Below are 11,959 nucleotides of genomic sequence, written 5' to 3'. Positions count from 1 at the left end.
CGGATATTATAAAAAATCGTCGCCAATCGTCCAGATTTACCCTGATGGCCATTATGAAACCAACGACGAATCCGAAGGCGCGGAAGTCCGCCGTACCGGCACCGGCCAATATCATATTACCGGCATTCTTGGTTATAACTCAGATGGCGCATGGGGTGTAAACGGCGGTATTTCGGTACCGAAAGATAATAACGGCCTTGAGCTGGTTTATGTCGATGATAGGGTGCAGAGTGACGGCAGTCTGATTATTGAAACCTGTCACCGTCAGCATGCGCATTTGCCGGAACGTTTCCAGAACTGGCGGCTGAAAGAGGTCACCCCGGAAGGTGAGCGCCTTTTCTATCAGGACGGTGAGCTGTGTGATTTGCCGGAATCAACCCGTCTTGATGTGCGTGTCGAAATGCCGCAGGACTCTGTGTGGAACATTAAACAGCGTGAACTGGCTGAACAGATGGAACGTGAGCAGGCAGAGCGTGAGGCGAAGGAAGCAGCAGAGCAGGCCGGAGACACAGAGGAATAAAACAAAGCCGTGCTGATGGATGTCCGGCGCGGCTATTTGCGTATGTTGCAATAATTTAACAAAATTGCACAGTTATCATATTCAGGAGAGGTAAGGTAATCAGATAATAACCCGTTTAAAGAAACATTAAGTGCGTGAGCAATCATCACAACAGTATCTATGGTCATTGATGTTTTCCCAGACTCATAGCGCGATACCTGTTGTTGAGTGAGTCCGGTGAGCTGAGCCAGTTGGCCTCCCGACATCCTGAGGGATTTTCTTGCTTCCTTAATTCTGCGTCCGACATTGGTACTCACAGGGTTTCTTCTGTTTTTCATAAAGAGGACCAGGTAAATTAGTAATCATTGTGTTTTACTTTCCCTGAATATACTGATGGTATTGATTTTTATCCGGTGATAATTTTCTAATAATAATTTATTTTATCAATTAAAATCAGATTTCTGTAATGGTTTATTGAGATTTTTACGGAGTATGCCATTTGTCAAAGAAGAGCCCGTTTATATCATCCTCAATTATACTAATGGCGTCTGGAAAGGTAGTTGCCGGACTATCAGGGTGCGGTATCCATCTTTTTTCCGCCTGATAATACAGATTCCAGTGTTTGTGTCTGGAGTCGTATGTGATTTTCACCACATCTTTTTTGATTTTTCCTAAAAACCACGGAAGATGTTTAAATTCTGAGATCAATATGTTCCATCCGTTAATGTTATACATTAAATCTGATTCATCATCGGTATATTCAGGAGGTCTGCGCTTCTCCATGAAGGACTCTATGCATTGTGTAATATTGGCAATCCCCATGTTTTTTAATGTCATGCATTCTCCCAGAATCGGCTGTTAGTTTATGCACAGAACTACTACCCACAAGATGGAGTTGGATTTCCATTCTAATACTACAGCTAATGCTATGGTCGTGGTAGTTAGCAGTATCGGCAGATAATGATGAAAGATAGATAATTTATTCATACAAGAGCGTTGTGTCAGGCTTTGTTTATACATTTTGTACATTAAATTAAAGTAGTTACTATTAAGAGTAGGTTAATAAATTATCAAAGCACACGTTTGCTTCTCAAATTTTAAATACTTTACATTTTCGGTATCCAGTTATGATCTTCCCAAATGTGTACAGACATAGTGTAATGTACTGAAGGTAGAGGAAAAAGTCTGATGAAGTAGAGGTGGGGTTCAAAAATAGTTTACGCCCGAAGTTCATCAAGTGTTTAAGTTGGCTGGTAAATAAAAAAGTATATGGCTTGTATCTGATTGTTTAGTAATGATTTGTAAAATCCATCCTCAAAAAAAGGGGCGAATTTCTTGATTTAAAATTTCAGAAATGAATAATTATCCGCTCTTTTTTACATATCGTTACTATTTCAGAAATTAACACATGACGAATATAACTACTTTAATTAAATTAACATTTATCTCCATTTGTTCAATGCTATTAAGTGCCTGTAATGGTCTTTCGCATCAGTACTCAACATATGATACGTTAGCGGGGATCATCGCCCCAACAGGACAATATAGCGAATGGCACACGAATAGTGATAATTATTCCTCCGGAAATAGTGATACCCAGACAAGCAGGGATTGTATAGAAAGTGAGGCAAGAGAACACCATGCTAATGGTATAACCACTGTTCGTCAGAGCAACTGCAATGGCAGAAGTCAAACTCAGAGTAACAGTCGTAGCCATAGCCGCTCCAGTAGTGTCGGTTTTAGTGTTAAAGGACCTGTAGGGGCTAGTTTGGGGTTGATTGATCAAATAAAAGATATGAACAAATCTCACAATAATGATGTTATTGGTAAAGATATGTTTAATGAGTTCGGTTTTTGATCAATATTCTTTTAATTTGTTATTAAAATTATTTTGGTTGTCATGTGGGGACTGGATACAGTCCCCCTTGCTTAGATATAAATCTATATCAACCTGCATTACAATCGATTAATACAGCTTTATCATTTCCTTCAACTAAATCTGCTTTATTACCTTTTGTATAAAGTTTGTATGTATAATTTTTATTCATAGCTTCATAGTTTGCTCCTGAGGCCATTTTCATTATTTTCATCGGGATCATTTCGTTCATTTGATTGATGATGGCATAGCTATTTTTTGCTGTATTGATATAGATAACTTCCATTACCTGATTCTTTTCACAAGAATAAGACACTTTGGTAATTTCATCACCTTCAGCCGCAGTTGAGAAACCGGAGAATAAAATCCCTAAGCTAAGCATGGTGGTGGTGATCAGTGATTTCATATATATCCTTACATGACATTAAGTTAGAAATATTAATAAGACCCTTTGTGTTATCTGAATAATTTTAAAAGATCAATCTTAATTACAAATAAGATTTGTCTTATTTTTCATTTTGTGGTTATTTTTAATATGTTATTTAATCATAAAAATATTTCTATTGCAGAGCAAGTGTGCAGTATACAAAATAATCCATATGAAGTGATGCTGCGAGTAGTGTTAGAATCATTTGGTAGATAACGGTAAAATGACGCTATACTTTATTAATATACTGGAGATTTTTTGGATAAAAATAGTGAATTGAGTTGCCACTTATCCTTTTTTAAAACGGAAGATAGTAGAATTGATCTAATCTTTGTCATAAGACTAACTGCCCTAAGGATGAAAGACAATAATGGCTTTTTGCTAGTTTTCGTCGATGACAGGGTGCAGAGTGACGGTAGTTTAATCTGTCATCGTCAGCATGCGCATTTGCCGGAACATTTCCAGAACTGGCGACTGAAAGACGTCACCCCGGAAGATGAGCGTGTTTTCTATCAGGACGGCAAACTGTGTGATCTGCCGGAATCCATCCACCTCGATGTTCGTTTGGAAATGCCGCAGGGCTCTGTGTGGAATGAGAAGCAGAGTGAACTGGCTGCCTTTTTATTGATAGGAGAATGTGATTGTTGCAATACCGATGACTGTTCCCGGAGTTATATTTCTGCCTGTATTTACATATCTGACTTTAAGCTGTACTGTCGGTGACGTTTCCGGGACAGATGACAATTGCCACTGATTTTCATTCCTTTTTATCGGTGAGTCCGGGCCAAATTTTAGCGCAGTCACATCGTTATTTTTATATATTTTAAGGCCAATACCAGTTGCTGTTGATGCCTTTGTCAGAGTCAGTAAATCTCCCCGGTTTGCAGGGTTTGTATTATCCGTTAATGTGGCATAGGCTATTACACCAGGTTCACAGTTAAGCCGGATATCTGCTACTCCCCCAAATGTCTCATTCCCAGTATGTGGTAGTGATACCATTGATATCGTTGGCAATGTTACTACCATATTTGGTGAAGTCTGAAGTGTGCATGAACGGGCTTCATTATTTATAAGCATATGATTCAAAGAGAATCTGAACTCAGTCTTACCGGTAAAAATACTGCCATTCATTGCCCGTAGCCGAATGCTGCCGATTGGCGTAAAGGGAATATTGAATTGTCCGGTGGTACTGCGCTTCAGAATCACTGGTTTAACATATACTGAGTAACCCTGACTGCTGCCGGAACAAAATTGATGAAAAACATCACTCCAGTTATTCCCGCTCATAGGTTTTGCTGAACCGAAATTGGTATCTCCTGCCCAGATTATCAGGCCAACATTATCTGTCAGTTTATAGATACTTTGACTGTTAATGTTACCCACAACAGGCAAGTCTATTTTTGCATCAAGACCTCCACATGCCCAAGATGATTTATAAGGAAATTTATATGCATCCCTTAATCCTATTGTTGTTCCGGTATCATAAACGAAAGGAACATTATCCATTGAATATTGACGAGTATAACTTCCTCCGTCCAGACCAAGAACAACATCCTGTGTATTAAATTCGATCGGAAATGCCTGAATAGACGAAATCAACCCTGTAACAAAAACAATATATTTGACATAGGGTGCTTTAATCATGGCTGTATAAATCATAAATATTTTCCACTGTTTATCGATTGATTTAATATCTTTTTGTATTAAAACACCTTTTAAAAGAATATCTGTTAGCTTATTGTTTTTAAATTATCACAGTGTTGTGGTAATAATTCACTGACAGGGACATTAAGTGCTCTGGAAATATAAACTAATGTATCTACCATTATTGTGGTTTTCCCTGTTTCATAACGAGATATTTGTTGTTGACTGATGCCAACAATCTGAGCCAGTTGTTTGCCTGACATACTGAGAGATTTTCTTATTACCCGAATTCTATGTCCTACTTGGGCGCTTATATAAATATTTTTATTAGTCATAATAGTTCAAAAGCCATGTGTAAGTAAGGTTGTCGATTTCTTATGATGTTGATTCAATACATAAGGCCCGGTTGTTTTTTATTGGTGGAAATAGTGGTGTCATCATTTTTTATGCATGTGACGGGTTGGATGTCAGGTATATAACTTGATGGTTTTATCTGTGTTTTATAATCGAATGTACATTTTTCAGTATTATTTGTGCCCCACACGATTTCCAGTCTTCCTTTTTCTGCCAATCCTTTAGTGAATAATCGTCCACCCTGTACAACATATCCGACAGATTGACCTTTTTCGTTAAATGCTTCTGATGCCATTGGCGGAAATGAACCATCATTAGTAGTGATATCAAACAGCATCGTTGTTCCTGTGTTAGTAGTAAAATTTACTAAGGTAATACTGTTTGCTCTTGGAATGACTTCACGTTCGGTCGCAGATAACTCAACGTTCAAAGGTAAATCGCTGGGGTCAATGCTAATTCGGTTGATTGCATAAGGAGTGACATAAGGCATAATTCCGTTTCCCCAATAATCTAATCGATTGCCGGGGGCATTGTTAATGGCTGCTCCATTAGCACCATTAGCATGAATAATGGTGAAAGTATCACTCAGGTCGTTACTTAGAGTCAGGCCATATGGGTGCATAACAATTGCACCTGAGGCACCAAATGAAAATTGCCGGTTATGATTACTATCATTGCCTGCGGATGATGACAAGACTGCAAACGGGGAACGATAACGTCCGTTTACAGAATAACCTGATGAGTGATTTTTTTGTGTATTAGCAGATATTCCGTATGAATATTGATTGTTACTGCCCAATGTACCGCTAATGGCTGTCTGGGCGCTGTTATTTCCATTTTGATTATAGTTTAATGTTGTTGACAATAATGGTGTTTGCGGACCATCACCAAGTGGTATAGCAAAATTAAAATAAACCCTCTCATCACTACGACCTGTATTATTGTTTTGGGATTTTGAGTAACCGAGTTGATAATTTACCTGACGAAAGAAATTACTATATCCAATTTGGTACTCATTACTGTTCTTCAGTTGGTTCCAGTAACTGTATGTTGTTCCGGCAAGATAAATGTTCCCGTTGTTTTCCCCCATATTTTGATTTATGGATAGCTGAAACTGATTTCTGGGACGATAACTAGTATATTTAATAGTAGTATTATCAATATAAGATGTATTATTAGCCCACATAATATCACGAAGACTGTAATAATCTTTTGAGGAATAACGGTAAGCAGCTAAAGTTATATTTGTACTGGTTTCCGGAACACTAATATTATAACTGGTATGCAGACTATATCCTTTATGTGTGGTATCTGAGTTAGTCAATTTTGCATCTGAAAGGGTAATATCAGATGCAATCGCACCATAGGGGGTGTTGAATGCAAGTCCGATTAATCCGGCAGTATAGTGCGGCGCCGTAGTTAAACCGCTATTTAATGTAATGTCATTAAATAACCCATATTGAAGTGTTCCCTGGAAAATAACATCATCGATAGTTTCATTACTGTAACGATAGCGACCTATTGCTAATTGGTAGCGTGCATAACCGGGGCGCACCAGCTGTGCGACAGACGCAAATGGTACGGTGAAGGAGCGTACTTGCCCATTCGACTCTGTTACCTGGACGGTCAAATCCCCGCCATATCCGCTGGGGTAGAGGTCATTAATAGTGAAAGGGCCGCCGGGTACAGTTGTTTCATAGATAATATTACCATTTTGCCAGACAGTAACTCTGGCATTATTATTTGCAATGCCCTGAACTACAGGTGCATAACCCCGCTGTGAGCTTGGTAGCATTCTGTCGTCAGAAGCTAACTGCATACCCCGTAAACTGATACTATCTGTAAGTTGTCCGCTGGTGGTGAAATCGCCAAGCGTCAATTGCCCCCGTAACATCGGAATATCGTGCTGAAGATTGGTTTCAATACTGCGATAGCCGGAAGCATCACCATTACTCCAGCTTTCATTTCCACGATGTCTGAATGCCCAGCCAGCGAAATTAAATCCAGTTCTGAAGCCTAAATACGTTTGGCGGTTTTCTGTGCCTGAAGAACGGTATTGATAATGATTTACATCATATTTAACAAAAGCAGCCGGGACACCTGATTGCCACTGGTTAGGTGAAATGTAACCTCTGGGACGCTGTGCTATTAAAGCCTGTGGGATCTCGACATCAAGACGAAGAGTTGATAACTTGAAATGTGTCTTTGCTAAAGGAATTATTTGATTAATAGCAATACAATTATCTTTAGTTATTTTTTTGTTTTCATATTCTTTTAATATATCTGCGGTTAAATCGAGAGTTGAAATAAATTCCGGTGTGGCACAAAGTGTCGCCGAACCTGATTTAGAAGTATCGGAAAAATATAAATTAGTTTGGCCTTTTTTTTCTCCGTTGAGGTAAATATCAGAATAATATTGACCTGCAGGGATGGGGTTATTATAACTAAAGCGCCTTACATCAATTATTGGTCTTCCCTGAGCATGTTGTAAAAAGCTGGAATCAAATTCTGCTTCATCGGATTGTGACGCATAAACATCATAAGGTACCGCCCAGAATATTAAATAGATGTAAGCTAAAAATAGCGATAGGGGAAAGCAGTTATTTTTCCTGTAAGCAAAGTTTTTTTTCACAAAAACGCTCCCTTTTTGAATTCACTTCAGTACAGACTCACCTTTTTGGTAACCACCATAATCATTGATAACTGTCCACGTTACTTTATCTGCATTAAATAACATATTTTTAAGAGGGAATTTAATTGATGTAAAGGGAGCAACCATCCCCGGAGATTCGACTGAATATCTTTTCTCCTTCAATGTAATAACTATATTGTTATAGGTAATGAAATACGGAGTATTATTTTCGGCCTTGATAAAAGTTTGAGATGAATCCTGCTCTAATGACCAGGTGACTTTTTTATAGGCATCTAAAGGTGATAATTTAAGATTGCTGGGTCGGAAAAAAAACTTAATGCGACTTCGAATAGCTAATTGAAGATAATTGTTGTTTTCTGATTTTGTATCTTTATCAAATTTAGGCTTGGCTGGTATATCTAATACATTAAGATAAAATAGAGACTCTTTATTATTCGGTAGTTTTTCCTGAGTATAGGTTATTCTTAATGTCTGTCCTGATTTTGGCTCTATACGAAATACGGGCGGATTAATAATAAATGGAACTTTAACAGAATCCGGAGCACTTTCTGAATCACCTGTATCAATCCAGGATTGGATGAGTGAAGGTTCCGCTTCATTATTACTTAGCTGAATATTGATGCTTTTTTGCTGTGCGGGATAAATAACACGCGTTCCCATAATAATAACACTGGCATTTGATGATGAGGTGATAGCCAAAAAAACGAACAATAAGCAAGATGTTATTTTCATAATAGTTGACTTCCGAAGATAAGCTGGCATCCCTGCCTGTAATATTTTAAGGGTTGTTATTATTCGTAGGAAATTGTGTAATTTACTGTTGCTTTAACATCTCCCGGAGTTGCGGCTGCTGTTGCATAATATTGGGTGTTATAAGTTAATTTAACATCTGCGGCACTAATATTGGCTGCAGTTACCCCTTGCGCTGCGACATCTTTTCCTAATTTGATAGGTGTTGAACCATCAGCATTGAGTAACTGAATTTGAACACCTGTTGCTTTACCAGCTCCGGGTTCAATATTCAGATTGCCAGTAGTTGCATCAGTGGTTGCATTAGGTTCGAAATAAGCTTTGACTTTTTTTGCTCCTTCTGCAGCGGCAGGATTGCATCCGGAAAGTTCAATTACAAATGGTGTCAGGGCGGCCGTCTTTGCAGGTGTTGCTAATGCAGTTTTTGACACGGTTGGTAGTGTTACGGTCAGGTTATCGCTTCCTGACTTAACCGAACATGTCTGGTCAACAACTTTACCAATAAAGTTAATAGTACCGTCATATGCCATGACAGAACCTGAAAACAGCATAGATATAATACCTGAAGCGATATAACACTTTTGCATAATCAACCCTCTGAAAAGCCTTTTTGTTTAAAGTTAACAAAACATTGCAACGATTATTCATCATAAAAGGCGAATTGTTTAATTAAAAAATCTTTCAATAAGTAAAATTAATTTGCTTTGTAACTAAATGTTATGTCTTTTTAAAAAAACGCACAAAATGTTTATTCCGATGGGTTATTACTTAATCGATAGTTTTTAGCAATCGATACGGTGTCAATCGATCGATTTTAACGATCGTAATTGTTAAAATGGTGTCGAATATGTTAAGTTAAAGAGTGGGGATGAAACTCATGTTTTACCAGTGGGTTATGTGACGGATAGAAATCTACTTTTATTTTAAATGTTTAATATATGTTAATTATATTTTTTCATTTGAAAATCACTTATTTTGAGCGTATTTTTAGAGTCAATATCTGCTTTTCTGCTTTTTGTTGGTTTTTTTGATTGTCGACTTGTGTTTTGATATGGGAAAAAATGGTATCAAATATATAGCGGATCACTTTTTTATAACATGCCTATTTTTATTCAAAATGATCTATTCAATGAATTAGTGATGATAAAAATGAGATTTATCTTAGTTTACTTCTAAAACTAAATAGTAATTAATTAATAATCAATGCAGGACTATATAGCTAAACAGGTGACCCAGATTAAAAAGGAGGTTAGTAATGATAATGATGAGATTGAAGATAAGTTTATTTTTAGTATATGTTTTCTATATGCCCCTATCTTATGCTGCCAGTTTTTGTAATGGAACACCTAAACATTTTATTCTTACACCGAATATAAATGTTGAAAATATTAATATACCTATCGATTCTGTAACATATCCAATTCAAATAGGTAGTTCAACTTATTACAGTGAGAATGTGCTATTTGACTATTGTTGGCCTTATTATATGAGAGAACAGGCGAGAATCATGAGACCTGTTATGGGGCAATATAATGGTCAGGATGTTTATGATATTGGTATTCCTCACGTGGGGATGACATTTACTATTGCTGATAGCCAGGAAGGCGGATTTGTTGGCGGAATACCAATGACTGGGAATAATAAAATAAATGTCGTACCAAATTATGATCATATGTATCTAATTCCACGTGTTGGTGCATCAATAAAGATTGGTGTTATTGCTATGGATAGATATCCTATAGGTATTATAAGGGTTCCTCCAATAAAGGTTGGTGAATTTTCAATTGTATCATCGAATAATGGAGTTAATAGTTTAGGTGGCGTCTCTGATATTATCTTAAATAGTTTTAATATTGAAGTTAATTCAAAGACTTGTAATTTATCTCAGCGTAACTATACTGTTCCTTTGCAGGCTGTATATAAAAACCAATTCCCTGACGTGAACTCTGAGGTATTTGGCGGTTCCGTAAAGTTACAGTTATACTGCCAAAGTGATATTGATGTTTTTGCGACACTGACGGATACAACAAATCCTGCTAATTATAGTACTATACTTTCCTTGAGTGAAACATCCTCAGCTAAAGGTATTGGTCTTCGTTTGTATAAGAATGGGAGTTCTGAGGCGTTAAACTTTGGGCCTGATTCCGCAGTTAAGGGAAATATCAATCAATGGAAGGTATCACAATATAGGGGTGAGTTATCGCCCGCAGTGAATTTAACTGTAAATTATATTAGGCGTGGTAATATTAATCCGGGAACAGTATATGCACTGTCAACAATAACATTTTCTTACCAATGATATAAATTCACTTCTAAATAGGGTGAGCTGTTGTGGCGCAATTTTTTTTGATTACATACACGGTAATAAAGCTCTTCATAAGAAATTTCTGATATCTTTCGTAATGTCATCAGCGATGCTGACTAAAGTCCTTTCATTGTGTTTTATTGTTGTTGATTGGAGTGAATATCACTCACAAGAACATCATATACTTCGTACCAAATTTGTGATTGGTGCTCAATTCTTTTATTAAGTCAGATAATTTCTTCACTTGAACAATAAAATATAACTGTACAAAATGTATAATCTAGGCATATAAAAACGCTCAGTTGGGACTTGTTGGACGTATCCGAGGGAACACTCAGCTAAGATTAGAAAAATAGGGTGAGTTTTGGTTTAAATCATAGGGTTTAAAGCGACTATAACCTCATAATTTTTAGGATTTAGCATGTTATCAAAGGCAGAATATGTTCGTTGAGATGGTTGTTTTTATAAAAGCCCCAATACAGGGAGATAGTTAAAAAATCACGATATTGAATGGCACGAAAATCTCAAGTCAAAGGTTGGGTTTGGCAGCGAGGGCGACCTCGGTCAGCAGGGACAGGATGCCATCTTTGCCTGTTAGAGCCTGACTATCCTGAAATGCGTTCAGGGCGCTGGATGATGATGAGTGTATCGCTATGGGTAGGAGTGGTGGGACATATTTGGGACACAAATGGTTTAAGATGTGCTTTATACCTTTTCAATCTTTTTAATTGTTGGGACGTGAAAGCGTGATTTAATGCGGTATCTAATTGATTAAAAAACAAAACTACTGACTTATAATCAGTAGGTCACCAGTTCGACTCCGGTAGCCGGCACCATATTAAAGCCCGCGATATCTTTGATATCGCGGGCTTTTCTTGTTGCCGCCTACCTCAAATGTTCACACCGTTTTGCTTTCCTTTGCACCACCTGACGATTAACATTAGGGAAACTGATTATTGGAGTAGTGTGATGGCTAATTTGAAAATAACTGTTGTCTGTTTAGTGGCATTATCTCCCTTATTATTCTTGTCTGATGCTTTGGCTAAAAATTGCAAGAAAGGAATTCCCTGCGGCAACTCATGTATATCAGCAAACAAAGTTTGCAGGATAGGAACAGCAAACAGTTACAGCACAAAGAATTATAGTAATAAATCCATATCAACTAATAGTAAAAAATCTCTGCACGGCTCAACAGTGGCAGCAACAGGCGGAGTAAGCGCGGATCATTGGCTGGCAGGTCTTCTGGCAGTGGCGGTTCAATCGGTTCTGGTGTTGCTTATAATTGTATTTATTCTAAGGCTGTGATCGTTGGTGATGCCATGGGCCCTATGCAAGGCCGATTTCACTCCACGGTATCATTGAGCAACTCAGCATTCACTGCGTTCAGGCCTGACGGCAGTAAAATCTCCAGTCCGAAGATGAAAACAAAAAAGAATGGTTATTACTTTGAG

11 protein-coding genes and 1 pseudogene are annotated in these 11,959 nt (G+C 37.6%); 4 read left to right on the top strand and 8 right to left on the bottom strand.

All coding sequences use genetic code 11. The features are described 5' to 3' along the window. A pseudogene (locus HMPREF3119_RS15535) lies at positions 1-520 on the top strand (hypothetical protein); the annotation flags it as partial. A 32-nt stretch (positions 521-552) separates the two neighbouring features. Here the strand turns inward: HMPREF3119_RS15535 and HMPREF3119_RS18940 are convergent. Both HMPREF3119_RS18940 and HMPREF3119_RS15530 read right to left on the bottom strand, forming a co-directional pair. Then, on the bottom strand, positions 553-816 hold the full coding sequence (locus HMPREF3119_RS18940) for a helix-turn-helix domain-containing protein (RefSeq protein ID WP_162894878.1): 264 nt from the start codon (positions 814-816) through the stop codon (positions 553-555). A 166-nt stretch (positions 817-982) separates the two neighbouring features. Beyond that, on the bottom strand, positions 983-1,336 hold the full coding sequence (locus tag HMPREF3119_RS15530; protein WP_070580260.1) for a DUF3024 domain-containing protein: 354 nt from the start codon (positions 1,334-1,336) through the stop codon (positions 983-985). Positions 1,337-1,907: 571 nt separating this feature from the next. Between HMPREF3119_RS15530 and HMPREF3119_RS18935 the strand changes: the two genes are divergently transcribed. Next, positions 1,908-2,357: a hypothetical protein gene (locus HMPREF3119_RS18935; RefSeq protein WP_083297293.1), complete on the top strand. Its 450-nt coding sequence runs from the start codon at positions 1,908-1,910 to the stop codon at positions 2,355-2,357. Between the two features lie 88 nt (positions 2,358-2,445). Here the strand turns inward: HMPREF3119_RS18935 and HMPREF3119_RS15525 are convergent, their stop codons facing one another. The 6 genes from HMPREF3119_RS15525 to HMPREF3119_RS15505 form a co-directional block, all read right to left on the bottom strand. Further along, positions 2,446-2,781: a c-type lysozyme inhibitor gene (locus HMPREF3119_RS15525; protein ID WP_070580258.1), complete on the bottom strand. Its 336-nt coding sequence runs from the start codon at positions 2,779-2,781 to the stop codon at positions 2,446-2,448. A 642-nt stretch (positions 2,782-3,423) separates the two neighbouring features. Further along, positions 3,424-4,461 (bottom strand): fimbrial protein, encoded by a 1,038-nt coding sequence (locus tag HMPREF3119_RS18925; protein ID WP_083297292.1) that lies wholly within the window; start codon positions 4,459-4,461, stop codon positions 3,424-3,426. A gap of 71 nt (positions 4,462-4,532) precedes the next feature. Then, positions 4,533-4,781 carry a helix-turn-helix domain-containing protein gene (locus tag HMPREF3119_RS18920; RefSeq protein WP_083297291.1) on the bottom strand — a complete coding sequence of 83 codons (249 nt, stop codon included), beginning with the start codon at positions 4,779-4,781 and terminating at the stop codon, positions 4,533-4,535. A gap of 53 nt (positions 4,782-4,834) precedes the next feature. After that, entirely contained in the window at positions 4,835-7,369 is a 2,535-nt protein-coding gene (locus HMPREF3119_RS15515; protein ID WP_070580262.1) for a fimbria/pilus outer membrane usher protein, read from the bottom strand. Positions 7,370-7,453: 84 nt separating this feature from the next. Further along, positions 7,454-8,185, bottom strand: a complete 732-nt coding sequence (locus HMPREF3119_RS15510) for a fimbrial biogenesis chaperone (protein ID WP_172455767.1) — start codon at positions 8,183-8,185, stop codon at positions 7,454-7,456. A gap of 59 nt (positions 8,186-8,244) precedes the next feature. Next, the gene (locus HMPREF3119_RS15505; protein WP_070580252.1) at positions 8,245-8,790 is read right to left on the bottom strand and encodes a fimbrial protein; all 546 of its coding nucleotides are present in this window, start codon (positions 8,788-8,790) and stop codon (positions 8,245-8,247) included. Between the two features lie 668 nt (positions 8,791-9,458). Between HMPREF3119_RS15505 and HMPREF3119_RS15500 the strand changes: the two genes are divergently transcribed. Then, positions 9,459-10,502, top strand: coding sequence for a fimbrial protein (locus tag HMPREF3119_RS15500; RefSeq protein ID WP_070580250.1), 1,044 nt, complete (start codon positions 9,459-9,461; stop codon positions 10,500-10,502). A 975-nt stretch (positions 10,503-11,477) separates the two neighbouring features. Next, positions 11,478-11,813 carry a hypothetical protein gene (locus HMPREF3119_RS19900; protein ID WP_246829293.1) on the top strand — a complete coding sequence of 112 codons (336 nt, stop codon included), beginning with the start codon at positions 11,478-11,480 and terminating at the stop codon, positions 11,811-11,813. Positions 11,814-11,959: the final 146 nt, after the last annotated feature.

The sequence above is a fragment of the Morganella sp. HMSC11D09 genome (genome assembly GCF_001807955.1).
Lineage (GTDB): Bacteria > Pseudomonadota > Gammaproteobacteria > Enterobacterales > Enterobacteriaceae > Morganella > Morganella morganii.
The sequence above is the reverse complement of the archived record's forward strand: the minus strand, read 5'-3'. Positions and strand labels throughout refer to the sequence as shown.